Raw genomic sequence first — 19,665 nt, forward strand, 5'->3', positions numbered from 1 at the left:
TCTTCTTTTGCGGTTCGTTTGTTTGGGTGCGCGCCTGGTGGGTTCCCGGGGGGCGGGGCCGCGGGCCCCCCCCCCCGCCCGGGGGGGGGGGGGGGCGGACGATCGTGCCAAGCCACCCCGTTTCGCTGACGCCGCCACACGGCGTCCGCTCACCGACCCTCCCCACAAGGGGGAGGGTAAAGAAGCCCGCATCGGCTTCGACGAAGTCTGCGCCACGCTTGACGTGCCGCTAGGCCCCGAGATCGGCCAGTGCTGCGGCGGGCGCGTCGAAGTCTTGATCCGTGTCGTCGATGCCGCGCTTACTGCCGAGCTGATCGCGGCCGCAGAAGCCGAGGAAGCCCACCTGCCGCATGTCTATATCTTCGGCGGCGGCCATGTCGGCCGGGCGCTGGCCTCGACTGTTGCACTTCTTCCCGTGCGTGGTGTCGTCATCGAGACGCGGGCCGAAGCGCTGGAAGGCATGCCGGAAACCGTCGAGACGCGGCTGACGCCGATGCCCGAGGCCGAGGTGCGAAACGCCCCCGCCGGCACCGCCTTCGCCATCCTCACCCACGACCATGCGCTGGATTTCCTCATCGTCGCCGAAGCGCTGAAGCGCGACGACGCGGCCTATGTCGGCATGATCGGCTCGAAAACCAAGAGAGCGACGTTCAGGAACTGGTTCCTGAAATCGGCTGAGGGCACGGAGGCTGAGTTCGCCCGCCTCGTCTCGCCGATCGGCGGCGATGCGGTCAAGGACAAGCGCCCACCGGTCATAGCTGCGCTGGCCGCGGCCGAGATCATGACGGCGCTGGTCGCGCACGGCGCGGCACCGGCGGTAAGCCAGCAGGCGCGGCAAGGCCAAGAGGTAGCCGGCTAATCTTTTTTATCCGACCGCTTCAGGCCAAGATGATCTCGCAAGGTGCTGCCTTCGTATTCCCGACGGAACAGTCCGCGTCGCTGCAGTTCCGGCACCACCAGCGTGGCAAAGGCATCGAGCTCGCCGGGGAAGTATGACGGCATGACGTTGAAGCCGTCCGCGCCGCCGCCCTCGAACCGCGCCTGCAATTCGTCAGCGATCCGCGCCGGCGTGCCGACGATACGCCAATGGCCACGTGCGCCGGCGAAATGGCGCGCAAGCTGGCGGATCGACAGGCCGTCGCGGCGCGATTGTTGGATGACCAGCGCCTGGCGGCTTTTCATGCCCTCGGTCTCCGGCAGTTCGGGCATCGGTCCGTCGATCGGATAGCTCCCGAGATCGGAGATGCTGAGATAGCTGGACAGTAGCGCCACGCCGACATCGTCGGGGATCAGCGCCTGCAATTCCTCCTGTTTCTCCCGCGCTTCGGCCTCGGTGTCTGCCACCACCGGGGAGACGCCGGGCATGATCTTGATGTCGTCGGGTTCCCGCCCATAGCCCGCCATACGGCCCTTGAGGTCGTCGTAAAAGGCCTTGGCTTCCTCGAGGGTCTGCGCCGCCGTGAACACGACGTCGGCGGTGCGGGCGGCAAGGTCGCGGCCGACATCCGAGGCGCCGGCCTGCACCATCACCGGCGCGCCCTGCGGCGAGCGCGGCAGGTCGAGCGAGTCGCGCACCGAAAAGCTCTGGCCGTTGTGACCGTGAAAGCCGCTGCCTTGCCAAAGTCCTGATACCACCTCGGCGAATTCGCGCGCCCGCTCGTAGCGGTCGGCATGCGGTTTCAGGCCCGTCGCGCCGAAATTGGCGGCTTCGATGGGACTGGCCGACGTCACCAGGTTCCAGCCAGCCCGGCCACCACTCAGATGATCGATCGAGAGAAAGGTGCGCGCCAGCCCATAGGGCTCGTTGTAGCTGGTCGAGGCCGTCGAAACGAGGCCGATGCGGCTGGTCTGGACGGCGAGCGCGGACAGCAGGCTGATCGGCTCGAAGCCGATCGAGCGTGAGGTCTGGCTGGCGATGCCGACATTGGCTTCGCGCAGGCCGGCGGCGTCCTCGCAGAACACCATGTCGAACTTCGCCGCTTCCGCCGTGCGCGCCAGCCGGATGTAATGATCGATGTCGATGCCTGCCGTGACATGCGCCTTGGGGTGACGCCAGGCGGCGATGTGGTGGCCCGTCGCCCACAGGAAGGCGCCAAGCTTCATCTGGCGGGTCATTGCGCTCCTCCGGCAAGTCTGAGATGCGAACGCAAGGTGGTGCCGGGATAATCCGGTCGGACGAGGCTGCGGCGCTGCAATTCCGGCAGCACGCGGCCGATGAAACCGTCAATCGCGGCAGGCGGTATTGCGATGTTGAACCCGTCGCAGCTTTGCGAGCTGAACAATGTTTCGAGCGCGTTGGCAGCGACATCTGCGCCAACGTTCAGCAGCAGCTTGACCGCACCCGGATCGCGTCCGCAGGCCACAACGCGGCGCTTGAGATCGTCATGGCGCGCCTTGGCGTCCTCTGTGGGTCTGTCCAGCAGGACGACATCGGCGGTGCGGGCGGCGATATCCAGGTCGGCCTCGGACAGGCCGGACAGCACCAGCACCGGCGTATCCTGCGGCGAGCGCGCGACGTTCAGCGGCCCGCGCACGGAGAAAAATTCGCCCTTGTGGTCGAGCAGGTGCATTTTTTCGGGATCGTGGAAGCGGCCGCCGATCTTGTCGAACAGCAGCGCGTCGGCATCCCAGCCCTGCCACAGGCGCTGAACGATGCCGATGTATTCCTGCGTGCGGCGGCGGAACACATCGTCGGAAAATCCATCCGGCCGGCTGAAATTGGCGGCTTCCCGTGGCGCCTGCGCCATGGTCGCGTGCCAGCCGGCGCGGCCATGGCTGATGATGTCGAGCGAAGCAAAACGGCGCGCCAGATTGTACGGCTGGTGAGCCACCGTCGAGGCTGCAGCGACAAGGCCGATCCGACTTGTCACCGTCGCCAGCGCCGCCAGCAAGGTCGTCGCTTCGAAAGAACTCGACCCGGCGCTGTTCGGCGCGGAATCATCGAGGACAATCATGTCCAGCCCCGCCGCTTCCGCTTGCTTGGCAAAGCCGGCCAGGTCGCTAAACCCGAGCGGCTGCCCGGAAGTAATGTTGAGCGAAACGGCAAGATGCATTGTGGCTTGCTGGTCAGTCGGCATGGGACCATCGATCATAGGGCGGCGTATGCGAACCTAAGGTCACCTGCTTGTAAGACAACCCTGGCGACTGGGCCAACAGCCCCTCACTTGCCGGCCAGCAAATCCTTGATCAGCCGCTGGCAACGCTCGGCCATGAAGTCGAGCAACAGCCGCACCTTTGGATCCTGCAGCTTCTTGTGCGGATAGACGGCGGCGAACTGCACCGGCGTTGGCGGCGTGCTGGCCAGGATGACCTGCAGCCGCCGGTCGCGGATGAAGGGTTCGACCTCGAAGCGCGGCTTGTTGATGATGCCGCGGCCCGACAGCGCCCAGCCGGTCAGCACATCGCCATCGTCGGTGTCGTAGGGGCCGTGCACCTCGAATTTCTGCGGGCCGGACGGCGTCTGCAGCGTCCAGACATATTCGCGCGCCCCGGAATAGCGCAGCATCAGGCAGTCGTGCTTCTTGCCGATCAGCTCCTGTGGCTCCACCGGCTCGCCGCGCGCTTCGAGATATTTCGGTGCCGCCACCAGCACGCGTTCACATTCCATGATGCCGCGCATCCGCAGGCTGGAATCCTCGATGATGCCGAGCTTGAAGGCGACGTCGATGCCTTCCTTCATGATGTCGATATTGTGGTCGGAGAGCCTCAGCCGCACCTCGATATCGGGGTATTTGTCGTGGAAATCCGGAATGCCCGACGCCACCAGCCGCCGTCCGAGGCCGAGCGGTGCGGTCACCTTGATGGTGCCGCGCGGTTGGCCGGAAAGCGCCGAAACCGCGGCTTCCGCCTCGGTGATAGCCTCCAGCACCTGCTTGGCGCCGGAGTAGAACACCGTGCCATGCTCCGTCGGCATCAATTGCCGTGTCGTGCGGTTGAACAGCCGCACGCCGAGGTGTTTTTCCAGCTCCTTGATGCGGTTGGAGGCGACCGCCGGCGAAATGCGCATGTCGCGGCCTGCCGCCGAGAGATTACCAAGCTCGACGACGCGGACGAAGACGGCGATGTTGTCGAGATAGGCCATTCGTGGCTCTTTATGTGGCGGCGTACGTGGTCAGCCTAGTATTTTCCATTTTTTTTTGAAAGTCATCGTACACCTCGCCTCTTTTCGTTTGCGCCCCACACCGTAAAGTCAGCCGATCGGCAGGGACGATTTCACATGATGGATTTCGCGATTTTCTGGGACTGGCTGAGTTTCGCCGTGCGCTGGCTGCACGTCGTCACCGGCATCGCCTGGATCGGCTCGTCCTTCTATTTCGTCGCGCTCGACCTTGGCCTGCGCCAGCGCCCCGGCATGCCGGTCGGCGCATTCGGCGAGGAATGGCAGGTGCATGGCGGCGGCTTCTACCACGTCCAGAAATATCTGGTGGCGCCGGCCGAAATGCCGGAACACCTGACCTGGTTCAAGTGGGAATCCTACGCCACCTGGCTGTCCGGCTTCGCCATGCTGTGCGTGGTCTACTATGCCGGCGCCGACCTGTTCCTGATCGACCCCAATGTTCTGTCCATGTCGGTTCCCGTGGGCATCCTGCTGTCGATGGCGACGATCGGCGTCGGCTGGGTTGTCTACGATCTGCTCTGCCGGTCGCCGCTCGGCAAAAGTGACACCGGACTGATGCTGGTGCTCTATGGCGTTCTGGTGTTCATCGCCTGGGGTCTGACGCATCTGTTCACCGGCCGCGCCGCTTTCCTGCATCTCGGCGCCATCACCGCCACTATCATGTCGGCCAATGTCTTCATGGTGATTATTCCAAACCAGAAGATCGTCGTCGCCGACCTGATTGCCGGCCGAAAGCCCGACCCGAAATACGGCAAGATCGCCAAGCAGCGCTCGCTGCACAACAACTACCTGACGCTGCCCGTGCTGTTCCTGATGCTGTCGAACCACTATCCGCTGGCGTTTGCGACGGAGTTCAACTGGGTCATCGCCTCGCTGGTGTTCATCATCGGCGTCTTGATCCGGCACTATTTCAACACCGTGCATAAGCGTGCCGGCAACCCCCACTGGACCTGGATGGCGGCTGCGGTGCTATTCGTCATCATCATGTGGCTGTCGACAGCGCCGAAAATACTGACCGGCGAGCCCAAGGCATCCGCCGCGGCCGAAGTCTATATCGCCTCGTCGCATTTCCCGGCGGTGCGCGACACCGTGCTTGGCCGCTGCTCGATGTGCCATACGGCCGAGCCGGTCTATGAAGGCATCTACCATGCGCCGAAGGGCGTGATGCTCGACACCGACGCCGGCATTGCCGAGCATGCGCGTGAAATCTATTTGCAGGCCGGGCGCAGCCACGCCATGCCGCCCGCCAACGTCACCCAGATCAGCGACAAGGAACGTGCGCTGCTGGTCGCCTGGTTCGAAGGCGCAGGGAAATAGGGATGACCTCCACACTTCTGCGCGGCCGCACCCTAAGTTTTTTGCGCTGGCCCGAAGCCATCGACGACCATGCCGCCTGGCGCTATGAGGAGGATGGCGGCCTGCTGATCCGCGACGGCCGGATCGTTGCCGTGGGCAGCTACACGGAAGTCGAAAAGCAAGCGGGCGACGGTGCGAAAAAGATCGATCATCGGCCGCATCTGCTGCTGCCCGGCTTCATCGATGCGCATGCGCATTTCCCGCAGATGCAGGTCATTGCCTCCTACGGCGCCGAACTGCTCGACTGGCTGAACACCTACACCTTTCCCGAAGAGACCAAATTCGCCAACGCCCAGCATGGCCGCCGCATCGCCCGGCTGTTCCTGGACGAGATGGTGCGCCACGGCACGACGACGGTCGCCGCCTACTGCTCGGTGCACAAGGCGTCTGCCGAAGCGTTCTTTGCCGAATCGCATGCGCGCGGCATGCTCAACATTGCCGGCAAGGTGATGATGGACCGCAATGCGCCGGCAGGCGTGCTCGACACGCCGCAATCCGGCTATGACGATACGAAGGCGCTGATTGCGGAATGGCACGGCAAGGGCCGCCAGCTTTATGCGATCACGCCGCGCTTCGCCATCACCTCCTCGCCCGAGCAGCTGGAGATGGCCGGCACGCTCTGCCGCGAAAACCCCGACCTGCACATGCAGACGCATCTGTCGGAAAACCACGCCGAAATCGCCTTCACGCAAAAACTCTATCCGCAGGCGCGCGACTACACCGATGTCTACGAGCAGTATGGCCTGCTGGGGCCAAAGAGCCTGTTCGGCCACTGCATCCATCTCTCGGAACGAGAGGCCGATGCGCTGTCGGACTCAGGCTCGGTGGCGGTGTTCTGCCCGACCTCGAACCTGTTCCTCGGCTCCGGCCTGTTCGACTACCAGCGCTTTCGTCGCCGCGACAAGCCGCTCAGGATCGCTGCCGCCACCGATGTCGGCGGCGGCACCAACTATTCGATGCTGCGCACCATGGACGAGGGCTACAAGGTGATTGCGCTGAATGGCGAAAAGCTGAACCCGTTCCAGTCCTTCTGGCAGATAACGCGTGGCAATGCCGAGGCGCTGTCTGTGGCGGACAAGGTCGGCACGCTGGATGAAGGCACCGACGCGGACATCACCGTGCTCGACGCCCGCGCCACGCCGGCGATGCGGCTGAGGATGGAGACTGTGGAGACGCTGGCGGAGGAGCTGTTCCTGCTGCAGACATTGGGCGACGACCGCGCGGTGCGCGAGGTCTATGTTGCGGGGCGGCCGGCCAAGATCGATATGATCGTGGGGTAGGACCCATCATCCGCGCGGGACAAGATGATGATTGCGCCTGGTTGCCAAGTGGTCCCCCACTCCGTCGCCGCTTCGCGGCGCCACCTCTCCCCCCTCCGGAGGGAGAGGAAGGGAGCCTTTGCTTCGGAGGACGGGCGCCGGTTCGGACAGCTTGGCGCCCTTCCTCTACCCTGTCGATCGGGGGAGAGGTGTCGAGAGAAGCTCGACGGAGTGGGGGTCGACCCTGGCGGGGCAAGACCACCACCGCGACGAGACCTTGACCGGGCGGAGCTTGTCGTACACACGATTTGTGACTGACTTCGGAGAACAAAATGGCCGCTGCCGACGACATCGCTCTGATCCAGAAACAGGAAGAGACGCTGGTCTTCCCGGCCTTCGACGAGGCCGTCGCCTTCAAGGTCGGCGCGGCGATCCGCGAGCGGGCGCTGGCCGAAAAGCTGCCCATCATTGTCGATATCAGGCTGTGGGATCGGCCGCTGTTTTATGCCGCGATGCCCGGTTCAAACGCCTCCAACCCCGACTGGGCACGACGCAAGATCAATGTGGTCAAGCGCTACCTCAGGAGCACCTATCGTCTGGTGCTGGAACAGCAGCGACCGGACCGCACCTTCAAGGTCGGCGAGGGGCTGGATATTGCTGATTACGTACTGGCCGGCGGCGGGTTTCCGGTGACTGTAAAGGGTGCCGGCGTCATCGGCGTCATCGCCGTCTCCGGCCTGCCGGAACGCCAGGATCATGGCGTCGTCGTCGATGCACTGTGCGATCATCTCGGCGTCGATCGGACACAATTGGCGCTGCCGCCGGAAGGTAAATCGTGACGTTGGCGCTGCCCCTCATCCGCCTGCCGGCACCTTCTCCCCGTATAGTGACGGGAGAAAGGACAAGCTCGAGCGCTGGCGATCCCCTCTCCCCGTCTTTCACGGGGTGAGGGTGAGGGGCAGCGCCAACGTTTGCTCATTTTAAAAACCGCCAGTTACGGCCAAGGATAACCGTGCTCGATCCCAAATCCTTTCTCATCTCGATCTTCAATGCCGCTGTTGCCGCTGCCGATCCTGAACGGACCATCAGGGATCATCTGCCGGCCAGGCCCAAGGGCCGTACCATTGTCATTGGCGCCGGCAAGGGCTCGGCGCAGATGGCGGCCGCGTTCGAGAAGGTGTGGGATGGCCCAATCGAAGGGCTGGTCGTCACCCGCTACGGCTATGGCGCCAGATGCGAGCGCATCGAAATCATCGAGGCGGCACATCCGGTACCGGACGCTGCCGGTCTTAAGGCGTCGCGGCGCCTGCTCGAAAAGGTGCAAGGGCTGACTGCGGACGACCTGGTAGTGGCGCTGATATCGGGCGGAGGATCGGCGCTGCTGCCGTCGCCTGCCGCCGGCCTGACGCTCGCCGACGAAATCGCCGTCAACGAGGCGCTGCTTGCCTCCGGCGCGCCGATCGCGGCGATGAACACAATCCGCAAGCATCTCTCGACCATCAAGGGCGGCCGGCTGGCAGCTGCCGCCTGGCCGGCCAAACTGGTATCACTGGTTGTCTCTGACATTCCCGGCGACAACCCGGCCCTGGTGGCCTCCGGCCCGACCGTGCCCGACTCCGGCAACCGCGCCGATGCGCTGGCCTCGATAGCGGCCTACGGCATGAAACTGCCCGACGCCGTCATGGCGCACATCAACTCGCCAGAGGCCGATGCGCCAGATCCGGATGACCAGCGCTTTTCACGCAATGAAGTGCACCTGATCGCCTCGGCTGGCGTGTCGCTGGAAGCGGCAGCCGCTGAGGCAAAACGGCAGGGCATCGAAGCCGTCATCCTCTCCGATTCCATCGAGGGCGAGGCGCGCGAGGTCGGTGGCGTGCATGCAGCCATTGCGCGCGAAGTGGCGACGCGCAACCGGCCGTTCAAAAAGCCGGTGCTGATCCTGTCCGGCGGCGAGACGACCGTGACCTTGTGGGCCCCTGTTGACGGAAAAAGGGGCAAGGGCGGCCGCAACTCCGAATTCCTGCTCGCCTTTGCCATCGGTATCAGCGGCGCGGAAGGTATTCATGCATTGGCCGCCGATACCGACGGCATCGATGGCTCTGAAGACAATGCCGGCGCCTTTGCCGATGGCTCAACTGTCTCGCGCATGCGTGCCGCCGGCATCGACGCCAAGGCGATGCTGGCCGGCAACAATGCCTGGACGGCGTTCAACGCGATCGGCGATCTGTTCGTGCCGGGGCCGACGGGTACGAATGTGAATGATCTGAGGGCAATCCTAATCAGTTAATTCGGCCGTGGCGGCCGAAGTTTCCAACGTTGGATTCACGACCGTAGGTGATTGGCTGAAGCCACTCAGCTTCGTCATCCCTGGGCGAAGCAGGAGCGAAGCTCCGTCGCGAAGCCCCGGGTCCATTCCGTGATGTTAGCCGTCGAGCGCAGCGGAGCAGAATTCTGCACCGTAGCAGCGTCCAAACGTCGCGGCATGAATCCTCGGGTCTGCGCTGCGTCGCTTCACTCCTTGCTCCGCCCGCGGATGACGATGTCGCTGAGGCTTTCGCTCATCTCACGACCCCATCAGCCGCTTCACCTCTCTCATATCCCTGAGAAACCGCTCGCGCTCTGCCTCCTTGTCCGCGGGCTCATGAATACGCAGAATAAAGGAGGGGTGGATGGTGATGAACACGCGCAAGCCATCATCGCGTTCGATCAACTGGCCGCGCATTTTCGTCACGGCAATGGCCTTGCCCAGCAGCGACAACGCCGCCGTTGCCCCAAGCGCCACGGCGAGGTCCGGCTTGATCAGCTCAAGCTCCCGGCCGATCCACCAGCGGCAGGCCTGGACTTCGCCGGTATTTGGCTTCGAGTGGATGCGGCGCTTGCCGCGCGGCTCGAACTTGAAGTGCTTGACGGCGTTGGTGACGTAGACTTTTTGCCGGTCGACGCCTGCGTCATCGAGAATCGCATCGAACACTTTGCCCGCTGGCCCGACAAAAGGTTTGCCGGCGAGATCTTCCTGATCGCCAGGTTGTTCGCCGACGAAGACCACTTTGGCGTCATCCGGCCCCTCGCCGAACACGGTCTGTGTCGCGTCGCGCCAGAGCGGGCAGCGACGACAACCCTTTGCAGCCTCGCGCAAATCGGAAATCGTCTTGGCATCGTCTTCATCCGGCGCCTCGGCCGGCTCGGGCTTCGGCCAATGTCTTGCCTGCAGCTTGGCGTGGTGCGGCGCCGGCGTTGTCGGCAGTCTGGCAATCATATCCCTGGCGGCCTCGTCCGCTCCTGCGATCATATCTGGAATGAGCGAGGCCTCGGGAAGGTTCCGCCAATATTTCTTCGGCATCTCCTTCTGCATCGCCTTCACCTTGAGCCGCGCCGGGTTGAAGATGTTTTCGAAATAGGTCAGCCACAACGCCTCGGTGTCGTCCTGATCAGGTGCATCGCCCTTGGCCGCACCCGGCCCGATCGCCAGCCTTTCGCCGTTCCAGTCGGCGGAGGCATAGGGCGTCAGGATGGTCCAGCGCATGCCGGTGAACCGCCGGACGAAGAAATCCGCGTTGCGCTCGACAATGAAATGCTCCGGCTCGAACCAGGCGACGTAGCGCTCGTTCTCGCCGTCGCCGATCTTCCGGAAGCGTACGAAGGCATGCATCTTATGGCCGTCGCGCCGCACCGCCTTTTCCATGGCTTCGAGCCGCCTGGTGTCGGGATCGGATGCGATCGCCAGCAGTTTCGGCTCGGTGCGCAGGCGCCAAAGCATCCAGTAGAGAAAGGCAAACCGGCCGGGGTCGGAGTGGCAGAAGGCGGTTTCGGCATGGGCGATGAACTCGCGCGGGACGGTAAGCTGCGCGCCCTCTGGCACCGCCGGCAAGGCATCTTGAGGATCATTGGCGTCGGACCCGACACCCCAACTAATATCCTCAGGTCGGACCTCATTCAGCGCCAGACGCCGTGCCGCATCGCGCCAACCGGCGAAATCGGTCTGGCTCGCTAGCCGGACAGTGTATCGGGCAAGGTCGAGCTGAGCCGGCTGCATGGTCAAAACAGCGACAGTTGTTCGCAGGACTTTACGATCGTGTCGCGCAGGCCTGTCTTGTCGGTGAGTCCGCCCGGCGACCAGCCTTCGGCGATGATGAAGGGCCTCAGCTTGGCGATCGAATGGCAGATCCGTCCGACATCTTCCAGCCGCATGCGTCGGTGGCGGCGGGTTTCAAGGATCTTCGCCACCACCTTGGTGCCCAGACCCGGAACCCGCAGCAGCGCTTCGCGGTCGGCGCGGTTGATGTCGACGGGAAACCTCGCCCGATTGCGCAAAGCCCAGGCGAGCTTGGGGTCAATGGCGAGATCGAGCATGCCGTCGCTGCTGCCGGCGAGGATTTCCGGCTGCGAAAAGCCGTAGAAGCGCATCAGCCAGTCGGCCTGATAGAGCCGGTGCTCGCGCATCAGCGGCGGTTTTTGCAGCGGCAGCGACGATGACGAATCCGGGATTGGGCTGAAGGCGGAATAATAGACGCGCCGCAGGTGATAGCTGCCATAGAGCCGCGCGCTGGTGTGCAAAATGCCGTCGTCGGATGTTTTGTCGGCGCCGACAATAATTTGCGTCGACTGACCTCCGGGCGCAAAGCGTTCGCGCTTCTTGGTCCTCAGCGTCGGCTCGGCCTTTTCCTCCATCTTCCGGCGCAGGTTCGCCATGGAAAGCCGGATCGTTTCCGGCTTCTTCTCCGGCGCCAGTTTCTTGACGCCCTCATCGGTCGGCAGTTCGACGTTGATAGACAGCCGATCGGCGTAGAGCCCGGCCTGCTCGACCAGTTCGGCCGAGCTTTCCGGAATGGTCTTCAGATGAATATAGCCGGAGAATTTTTCGTCCAGCCGCAGCCGCCGCGCCACCTCCACCATCTCGGCCATGGTCTCGTCGGGCGAACGGATGACGCCGGAGGACAGGAACAGGCCTTCGATGTAGTTGCGCCGATAAAAGTCCATGGTCAGCTTCACCACCTCGTCGATGCTAAAGCGGGCGCGGCGCACATTCGATGACGAGCGGTTGATGCAGTAGCTGCAATCGTAAATGCAGAAATTGGTGAGCAGGATTTTCAGGAGCGAAATGCAGCGGCCATCCGGCGCGTAGGAATGGCAGATGCCCATGCCTTCTGTGGAGCCGATACCGCCGGATTGGAGCGAATCCTTCTTCGCCGAGCCGGACGAGGCGCAAGAAGCATCGTATTTGGCGGCGTCAGACAGGATTGCCAGCTTTTCACGGACGGTGGGTGCGCTCATCCGTTCATGATATGTTCTTGAAGGCTGCAGCGCCACCTCATTTGATGCAGGCGGCGAAAAAGTAATCGCCGCCTGATCGTCGGGCTAGCAGGACGACTGCCCGAGTTCCAGGCGGTCTCTCAGACCTCATGGAGGTAGAGGTGGTAATCCAGCTCGCTGACGGTGCGGGCGACGCGCAGATACTCCGACTGCTTGATCGCCACGAAGGTGCGATGCAGATCCTCGCCAAGCGCCTCTTTCAGGAAGCTCGAGGCCCGCGCCGCCTCGATCGCGGCGCGCCAGTCGACCGGCATGGTCGTGCGCGTGACGGCGGCTTCATAGCCATTCCCAGTGGTTTCGGGGCCGGGGTCGAGGCCTTCGTCCAGACCCTTGATGATGCCGGCCAGCACCGTTGCCGCGATCAGGTAGGGATTGGCGTCGACACCCGACGGCCGGTGCTCGATGCGCCGGTTTTTGGCGTCGCCCGCCGGGATGCGCAGCGCCACCGAACGGTTGTTGACGCCCCAGGTCGGCGCCACCGGCGCATAGGACTGCGAGACGAAGCGCCGCCAGGAATTGGCGTGCGGCGCAAACACCAGCATCGATTCGGCCATGGTCTGGATCAGCCCGCCGAGCCCCTGCAGCAGCGGCAGCGACCAGCTTTCGCCGCCTGCTTCGGCAAAAACGTTGCGGCCGTTCTTGTCCTGCAGCGAAACATGGAAATGCATGCCGGAGCCGGCATATTTTTCGATCGGCTTGGCCATGAAGCAGGCGGTAACACCATGGCGGCGCGCCTGCGCCCGCACCAGCCGCTTCAACATGACGAGGTCGTCGGCCGCCCGCATGACATCCTTGCGGTAATTCAGCGTCAGCTCGTACTGGCCGGGCGCGTATTCGGAAATCACCGTTTCGGCCGGAATGCCTTGCGCCTTAGCCGCGGCATAGATGTCGGAAAACAGCGGCTCCATGCCGTGCAGATGGTCGACGGAATAGACTTCCGTCTTGGCCGAGCGGCGGCCGTCGAGCACCGCGTCCGCCGGCTTCACCTTGCCGTCGGCATCGCGCTCATTGGCGAGCAGGAAAAATTCGAGCTCGAAGGCGCCGGCGGGATAGAGGCCCTTGGCGGCCAATATGTCGACCTGCCTGGCCAGCGCCAGCCGTGGGTCCGACGACATTGGCTGTCCCTCGAGATGGTACATCGCCATCAGCAACTGGCCGCGCGGCGGGTTGGTACCGTAAAGCGGCACCAGCGTGCCGGGGATCGGCCAGGCCCTGAGGTCGCCATCGCCTGTCGTCCAGATCAGCCCGGTTTCGTGCACATCCTCGCCGGTGATGTCGAGGCCGAGGATCGAGATCGGCATGTGGCGGCCGCCCTCGAAGATGCTTTTCAGCTCATGCCGGCGCACGATCTTGCCGCGGCCGACGCCGTTGGCGTCGGTCAAGACGATATCGAAGGCTTCGATTTCCGGATGAGCAGCGAGAAAGGCTTGCGCCTCGGCGGGCGTCGAGCCCGAAGGTGAAGTCATGATTACTGTACTCAAGGTTTGCTTTGGCGCCTGTTTGTTGATCGCCTGCTTGTTGGCTGCTTGTCTCATGCCGTCAGCCTTGCCGCAACCGTGGCGAAGGCGGTGATCAGCCGGTTGACCTGGGTGGCGGTGGTAGCTGGCGAGATCAGCATCATGTTGTGGAAAGGCGCGATCAGCACGCCTTGGTTGACCAGCGCGACATGGATAGCCGCCTCAAGCTCCGGCGCATGCGCAGTCTCGGCTTCGGCGCCGTTCCTGAGCGGGCCGGGGGCGCAGATGAACTCGACGCGGGCGCCGACACGGGCGACATGCCATGGCAGATTGTAGCGGTCGATGACGCCGGTCAGCCCTGCATCGAGCCGCAGGGCCAGGCGATCCGCCCGGGCATAATTCTCCTGCGTCATCACCTCTTCGAGCGTTGCGCGCATGGCTGCGAACTGCAGCGGGTTCGCCGACAGCGTCGTGCCCATGCCGGAATAGCCCGGCTCCTTGGTTCGATTGTAGTCGGCATAGCGCGAGGCGACCTCGTCGCTCATGCCCCACACGCTTGCCGGCACGCCACCGGCGATCGGCTTGCCCAGCACGAAAAGGTCGGGCTGGAGCCCGAATTTTCTGGTGTAGCCCCCTGGGCCGGTCGAGATGGTGTGGGTCTCGTCGATCAGCAGCAGCGTTCCGGCCGCGCGCGTCAGTTTGCGCAACGCGTCGTGAAAACCCGGATCGGGCAGCACCATGCAGGAATTTGTCAGCACCGGCTCGGCGATGACGCAGGCGACATCGCGGTCGGCGAGCGCCGCTTCCAGTGCAGCAACATCGTTGAATTCGATGACCTTCGCCGTCCTGGTCAGGTCGCGGAATTCGCCCGCCAGGCCGGGCCGGTTGACAGCTTTGCCGTCGACCATCCGGACCATCGTCTCGTCGACCGAGCCGTGATAGCAGCCGTTGAAGACCAGTATCTTTTCGCGGCCGGTGACGGCGCGGGCGACGCGCAGCGAGAAGCGGTTGGCGTCGGTGGCGGTGGTGGCGATCTGCCAGAACGGCAGACCGAAACGCTGTGTGAGCAGCGGCCCGATGGCAAGCGCATCTTCCGAAGGCAGCATATAGGTCAGGCCGCGCCCGGCCTGGCGGCGGATGGCGCGCGCCACCGGCGGCGGCGAATGGCCGAACATCGAGCCGGTGTCACCGAGGCAGAAATCGTCCAGCCTGTTGCCGTCGATATCCGTGATGGCGGCGCCCTTGGCGCTTTCGACCAGGATCGGGAATGGCGTCGGCCAGTCGTTCATCCAGTGCATCGGCACACCGCCGAAGAAGCCTGGCAGGCCGTTACCGACCTTGGCCTGCGATTTCGGCCGCGCCTTGCGGAAGGTGTTCGCCTCGCTTGTCCGCAATGCAGCGATGCGGTCACGGCTGATACCGCCGATGGACGCCTTTGAATAACTGTTCGTGCTGTGCATGAAATCCCTCTCGGCCGGCACACTACCCAATTGGCGACGGCAACCGCAATTGGCCGTGTTGGTGCGCTGCATTGGGTCAGCAGCAAGTTCGGCAGACTTGACCTTCCGGCGCAGTCGGGCGCCAATGCGATCGGGTCTGTGGTTTGGGGAGAAAAATGCGGACGATCATCTGCGCTATTGCGCTACTCTTGTCGGCCGCTGCGGCTTCCGCATCGGGCGGCGTCTGGTGTTCCGTCGATGACAAAGCGGTGCAATTCGAGGTCGGCGCCGGGGTCACCAGAGGTATGGGCGGCCCGACCTTCAATTTTCGCGGCGATCTCGAGATACTTGGCCGGCCGGAAGGCGACAGTCTGCGCAAGACCGTCTTCGAGGATTCCGACCTCACCCAGTACTGGCTGGACGTCAAGGAGTTGCGGCTGAACATCTACCACGAGCATCAGCTCGGAGATAAATTCAACTCTGTCGAACTGACGATCCTGACCAAGACCAGTGACGAGGGCGTCTATGGCGGCCGGTACACGCTTGCCGTCTACGACAACGCCGCCGACACGGAACAGGACGGCAAGCCGAAAGAATTGACCGGCAAGGTGTCGTGCGGAGCCGAATAGGTCACGCCGAGATGTCGATGACGCCGCAGTCGCCGGCGGCACTGCCGAAGGCGACCCGGCGCTCTTCCTTGTCCCACACCATCGCGGTGATGGCGCCCATGCCTGGGCGGCGCAACAGCACCTCTTTGGCATCGGTAAAGCGCACCGCCATGACCATGCCGTCATCATAGCCGACGGCGACGACATCCTGGCTCGGATGGCAGGCAACCGATGTCACCATGGCGTTGCCGCGCGTGCCGAGCTCCAGCGGCGCCTTGCCCATCGGGCCGTCCTTGCCCGAAAACGGCCAGACGATCGCCGCCGGCGCGCCGGAACTCGCCAGCCACTTGCCCTTCACGCTCCACGACAGGCTTTTGACCTTGCCGGGATAGCCGGTCATGCGCATGTGCTTGCCGTCGGCGAGCTTCCAGCCATGCAGCGCGTTTTCCTGCATGGTGGTGACGAGGAAGGCGCCATCCGGCGAGAAGGTCACGCCGGTATGGGCGCCGGCCCATTCCAGCTCCACCGGTCTGCCCTCGGCGGCCGGGAAATGCAGCGTCGCGCCATTGTAGCGGGCGACGCCGAAGCGCATGCCCTTGGGGGAGAAGGCCAGCCCCTCGACCGAACGTGGATGGGCAAACTCTTTGGTCTTGCCGTCGGCAAAGCGCACGAAGGCAGTCTTGCCTGTGGCATAGGCGATAGCGCCTTGCGGCCCGGCGGCAACGCTGGTGATCCACTTCTTGCCCACGCTGGCGAGTTCGCTGACATTGCCGCCGGCGGCAACGGCAAAAATCTTGCCGTCCTCGCCGCCGGTGATCAGGCGGTCGTTGGCGGCGTCATGGAACGTGGAGAGCAGGCCGTCATTGGCCTGAATTGTCTTGTGGCCGTTGTCGAGCCTATGAACTGTCCCATCGGCCAGCGCAAAATGCGGCACGTTGTCGAGGAAGACGGCGGCAAGGCAGTGACCTTCCAGGTCGAGGGGAGCAACTGTGGGCATCAGGACCATTCCAATGAAGCTGTCACCACTCCCGGGAAGCCACTGAGGCGGCCAGGCCTGGCGTCAACCTTCTCCCCTTTTGGGAGAAGGTGGATCGGCGCGCAGCGCCGAGACGGATGAGGGGTGTTGGACGGATCGCCGTCGGTGCCGAGCTGGAGCACCCCTCATCCGACCTCGCTTCGCGAGGCCACCTACTCCCACAAGGGGAGAAGGAAGAGCGGGCAGCGCTAGCGCCATAGAGTCCGGAAATCAAGCCGCCTGGCAGGCGTCAAAGCTCTTCTTCAGCCGCTCGGCGTCAAGCTCGCGGCCGATGAACACCAGCCGGCTCTCATGCTTTTCGCCGTCTTTCCAGGCGCGCTGGTGGTCGCCTTCGATGATCATGTGCACGCCCTGGATGACATAGCGCTCGTCGTCGCCCTTGAGCGCGATGATGCCTTTCAGCCGCAGGATGTTGGGACCTTCCATCTGAGTGATCTTCTCGATCCACGGGAAGAATTTCTTCGGGTCCATCTCGCCGCCGCGCAGCGACACCGACTGCACGGTCACGTCATGGATGTCGGAGGGATGCGCGTGATCGTGATGATGATGGTCGTGATCATGGTCGTGGTGATCGTGCCCGTCATGGTCATGGTGGTCGTGATCATGATCGTGCGCCTCGAGGAAATGTGGGTCGTTCTCCAATGCGCGCGACAGGTCGAAGGCGCCGCGGTCGAGCACTTCGGACAGCGCCACGCCGGCGCGCGTGGTGCGGTGGATCCTGGCCGCCGGGTTGATGGCGCGGATGGTGGCCTCGACCTTGGCCAGCTCTTCGGGCGTCACCAGGTCGGTCTTGTTGAGCACGACGACATCGGCGAAGGCGATCTGGTCCTCGGCTTCCTTGGAATCCTTCAACCGGAGCGGCAGGTGCTTGGCGTCGACCAGGGCCACGACAGCGTCGAGCCTGGTCTTGGAGCGCACGTCGTCGTCCATGAAGAAGGTCTGCGCCACCGGCACCGGATCGGCAAGGCCGGTGGTCTCGACGACGATGGCGTCGAAGCGGCCCGGGCGGCGCATCAGGCCTTCGACGACGCGGATCAGGTCGCCGCGCACCGTGCAACAGACGCAGCCATTGTTCATTTCGTAGATTTCCTCGTCGGATTCCACGATCAAATCATTGTCGATGCCGATCTCGCCGAATTCATTGACGATGACGGCATAACGCTTGCCATGGTTTTCCGACAGGATGCGGTTGAGCAGCGTCGTCTTGCCGGCGCCGAGATAGCCGGTGAGAACGGTCACGGGGATTTGCGTCTGTGCTTCGCTCATATCTTGCCTCGAAATGGCTGGGCCACGGAATTGCGGGCCGCAAGAAGGGATTGTTGGCCTGATATAGGATGTGTGCCGGCCTTTTGCACGAGGCAAACCGCCTGGGTGTTTGACCCAGGTTGACGAAGCGGGTGGGTAGACCGAGAGGCCGAGTGCGAGGGATGCCGACCATCAACGTGTCGCCGGAAACGCCTCTTCGTTGACCTGTGCTGAGCCGCGCCGCGTCAAACCGTTGCAATCGCCTTGGCGGAAACTCGTTTGTCATCTAACTGAAATAAACATCTGGCATCACCATTTCGAGCACCACAAATGCTTGCCGGCAAAGCTGTTTCGAAAGCCGGAATCTTTTGGATCGTCGATTGCCAACCGGCCGGCTGCGTCTATGCTGCACGCACCGGTACGGCCGAAGAGGGATCACCATGGCCAAGGCGGACAAGACTGCAACGATGAGCCGGCTGCATTCGGCGGCAAGGCTGGCAAGGACCGCGCTGGCGGCGCGGCTTCTGGCGCATGGCTTCTATGCCGGCCAGGACCAGATCATGCTGACGCTCGACCGCGAGGACGGCCAGACGCCCGGCAATCTCGCCGGCCGCCTCGGCGTGCGCCCGCCGACCATCACCAAGACCATAAACCGGCTGCAGGCCCAGGGCTTTTTGGAAAAGCGCGCCTCTTCCGCGGATGCACGCCAGGCGCATATCTTTCTCACCGACACCGGCCGCGAGATCATCCACGCCATCGAGAAGTCGGTTAAGAAGACCGAGAAGCAGGCGTTGAAGGGCCTCGACAAGAAAGAACAGAAGACGCTGTTCAAGCTGCTCGCCCGCATCGAGGCCAATTTGTCGAACGAGGAGCTGGTGCTCGTCGACGACGACGCCGACATCGACGACTGACCGGCACGGCGGCCGCGTGTCTTGAGCTAGGCCGCCACCGAAGGGCCGCGCACCAGCGCCGACCAGCGGCCGGGCGTCAGGCCGAATGCTTTCTTGAAATGTCTGTTGAAATGGCTCTGGTCGCTGAAGCCGGCGCCGACGGCAATCTCGGCCAGCGGTTCGCCGATCTCGATCATCCGTCTTGCCTTTTGCAGCCGGCGCATCAGCAGGAAACGATGCGGGCTGGTGGAATAGGTCGCGCGAAAATGGCGTGACAGCGCATAGCGGTCGAGCCCGGTGACGGCTTCCAGCTCATCGGAACGAACGGACCGCTCGGCATTCTCCTCGAGATAGCCGCGCGCCAGCGCTGCCGCACGCGAGGCCGACTTCCCCATCGGCTTTGCCTTCTGTCCCGCATGACGCCCCAGATGCCGCGCCAGCTCCGCAACGAAATCGGCGACGAACAGCTCGTTCAGTTCCTCATCGAGCGGCGACAGGGCCGAAAGCAGCGTGCCACGCAAGGCGGGATCGCTGACCACAGCATCCCTGACGAAAGGCAGCGGCGCGCCGTCGAGGCAGTCGAGCAGCAGAGACGGTTCCAGATAGAGGATCCGGTAGCGCAGACCATCCTCGGTCCCGGCGCCGCCATCGTGCACTTCGTCGGGATGCAGCACGATAACCTGGCCGGGCAGGCTGTGGTTGACAGTGCCCCTGTAGTGGAAGCGCTGCACACCGGAAAGCGTCACGCCGACGGCAAGTGTATCATGACGGTGCAGGTCGAAGGCGTTGCCATGGAAATGCGCCTCGATGCGCTCGATGCCAGCGGTAACAGGCGCCGACACGATCCGGTCCTCATCCGCGCACGAACGTTCAAGACCCTGCGTCGCCTCACCGTCTAGATCGTGCGTCATCACCTATCCCTGCCCCTTCATGGGCGTGCTCCGGAGT

At 63.7% G+C, this 19,665-nt stretch carries 17 protein-coding genes; 7 read left to right on the forward strand and 10 right to left on the reverse strand.

Features of this window, described 5'->3' with window-relative positions; translation table 11 throughout:
• The first annotated feature begins 223 nt into the window (after positions 1 to 223).
• Complete coding sequence (gene xdhC / locus NKI15_RS29465) at positions 224 to 859, forward strand: xanthine dehydrogenase accessory protein XdhC (RefSeq protein WP_352460336.1); 636 nt, start codon at positions 224 to 226, stop codon at positions 857 to 859.
• Here the strand turns inward: xdhC and NKI15_RS29470 are convergent.
• The 3 genes from NKI15_RS29470 to NKI15_RS29480 form a co-directional block, all read right to left on the reverse strand.
• Positions 856 to 2,115 (reverse strand): LLM class flavin-dependent oxidoreductase, encoded by a 1,260-nt coding sequence (locus tag NKI15_RS29470; protein WP_023823874.1) that lies wholly within the window; start codon positions 2,113 to 2,115, stop codon positions 856 to 858. The genes xdhC and NKI15_RS29470 overlap by 4 nt on opposite strands.
• Positions 2,112 to 3,053, reverse strand: coding sequence for an LLM class flavin-dependent oxidoreductase (locus NKI15_RS29475; protein ID WP_023822084.1), 942 nt, complete (start codon positions 3,051 to 3,053; stop codon positions 2,112 to 2,114). Before NKI15_RS29475 ends, NKI15_RS29470 begins: the two co-directional genes overlap by 4 nt.
• A 107-nt stretch (positions 3,054 to 3,160) precedes the next feature.
• Positions 3,161 to 4,081, reverse strand: a complete 921-nt coding sequence (locus NKI15_RS29480; RefSeq protein WP_023671373.1) for a LysR family transcriptional regulator — start codon at positions 4,079 to 4,081, stop codon at positions 3,161 to 3,163.
• Positions 4,082 to 4,216: 135 nt separating this feature from the next.
• Here NKI15_RS29480 and NKI15_RS29485 point away from each other — a divergent pair, with 135 nt between their 5' ends.
• From NKI15_RS29485 to NKI15_RS29500, 4 genes are all read left to right on the forward strand, one after another.
• The gene (locus NKI15_RS29485; protein WP_023671372.1) at positions 4,217 to 5,434 is read left to right on the forward strand and encodes a urate hydroxylase PuuD; all 1,218 of its coding nucleotides are present in this window, start codon (positions 4,217 to 4,219) and stop codon (positions 5,432 to 5,434) included.
• A gap of 2 nt (positions 5,435 to 5,436) precedes the next feature.
• Entirely contained in the window at positions 5,437 to 6,753 is a 1,317-nt protein-coding gene (gene guaD / locus NKI15_RS29490; protein ID WP_023831269.1) for a guanine deaminase, read from the forward strand.
• A gap of 311 nt (positions 6,754 to 7,064) precedes the next feature.
• Complete coding sequence (locus NKI15_RS29495) at positions 7,065 to 7,571, forward strand: heme-degrading domain-containing protein (RefSeq protein ID WP_023711326.1); 507 nt, start codon at positions 7,065 to 7,067, stop codon at positions 7,569 to 7,571.
• 167 nt (positions 7,572 to 7,738) lie between these two features.
• On the forward strand, positions 7,739 to 9,019 hold the full coding sequence (locus tag NKI15_RS29500; protein WP_023822081.1) for a glycerate kinase type-2 family protein: 1,281 nt from the start codon (positions 7,739 to 7,741) through the stop codon (positions 9,017 to 9,019).
• A 276-nt stretch (positions 9,020 to 9,295) separates the two neighbouring features.
• On the opposite strand, the gene NKI15_RS29505 is transcribed toward NKI15_RS29500, so the two are convergent.
• From NKI15_RS29505 to NKI15_RS29520, 4 genes are all read right to left on the reverse strand, one after another.
• Positions 9,296 to 10,765 carry a UdgX family uracil-DNA binding protein gene (locus NKI15_RS29505; RefSeq protein ID WP_352887815.1) on the reverse strand — a complete coding sequence of 490 codons (1,470 nt, stop codon included), beginning with the start codon at positions 10,763 to 10,765 and terminating at the stop codon, positions 9,296 to 9,298.
• 2 nt (positions 10,766 to 10,767) lie between these two features.
• Positions 10,768 to 12,003: a putative DNA modification/repair radical SAM protein gene (locus tag NKI15_RS29510; protein WP_023831270.1), complete on the reverse strand. Its 1,236-nt coding sequence runs from the start codon at positions 12,001 to 12,003 to the stop codon at positions 10,768 to 10,770.
• A gap of 119 nt (positions 12,004 to 12,122) precedes the next feature.
• A complete protein-coding gene (locus NKI15_RS29515; protein ID WP_352514621.1) occupies positions 12,123 to 13,508 on the reverse strand; it encodes a glutamine synthetase family protein in 1,386 nt (461 codons plus the stop codon).
• Between the two features lie 65 nt (positions 13,509 to 13,573).
• On the reverse strand, positions 13,574 to 14,959 hold the full coding sequence (locus NKI15_RS29520) for an aspartate aminotransferase family protein (protein ID WP_352514622.1): 1,386 nt from the start codon (positions 14,957 to 14,959) through the stop codon (positions 13,574 to 13,576).
• Between the two features lie 155 nt (positions 14,960 to 15,114).
• On the opposite strand from NKI15_RS29520, the gene NKI15_RS29525 reads away from it, so the two are divergent.
• Positions 15,115 to 15,567 (forward strand): hypothetical protein, encoded by a 453-nt coding sequence (locus NKI15_RS29525; RefSeq protein ID WP_023742590.1) that lies wholly within the window; start codon positions 15,115 to 15,117, stop codon positions 15,565 to 15,567.
• A gap of 1 nt (position 15,568) precedes the next feature.
• Here NKI15_RS29525 and NKI15_RS29530 read toward each other — a convergent pair whose 3' ends face one another.
• Positions 15,569 to 16,543, reverse strand: a complete 975-nt coding sequence (locus NKI15_RS29530) for a WD40 repeat domain-containing protein (protein ID WP_023742591.1) — start codon at positions 16,541 to 16,543, stop codon at positions 15,569 to 15,571.
• Positions 16,544 to 16,792: 249 nt separating this feature from the next.
• Complete coding sequence (locus NKI15_RS29535; RefSeq protein WP_023694718.1) at positions 16,793 to 17,848, reverse strand: CobW family GTP-binding protein; 1,056 nt, start codon at positions 17,846 to 17,848, stop codon at positions 16,793 to 16,795.
• Positions 17,849 to 18,267: 419 nt separating this feature from the next.
• On the opposite strand from NKI15_RS29535, the gene NKI15_RS29540 reads away from it, so the two are divergent.
• Positions 18,268 to 18,738, forward strand: coding sequence for a MarR family winged helix-turn-helix transcriptional regulator (locus NKI15_RS29540; protein ID WP_023694717.1), 471 nt, complete (start codon positions 18,268 to 18,270; stop codon positions 18,736 to 18,738).
• A gap of 26 nt (positions 18,739 to 18,764) precedes the next feature.
• Here the strand turns inward: NKI15_RS29540 and NKI15_RS29545 are convergent, their stop codons facing one another.
• A complete protein-coding gene (locus NKI15_RS29545) occupies positions 18,765 to 19,628 on the reverse strand; it encodes an AraC family transcriptional regulator (protein ID WP_023694716.1) in 864 nt (287 codons plus the stop codon).
• Positions 19,629 to 19,665: the final 37 nt, after the last annotated feature.

This window comes from Mesorhizobium sp. M0862 (genome assembly GCF_040319795.1).
Taxonomy (GTDB): Bacteria; Pseudomonadota; Alphaproteobacteria; order Rhizobiales; family Rhizobiaceae; genus Mesorhizobium.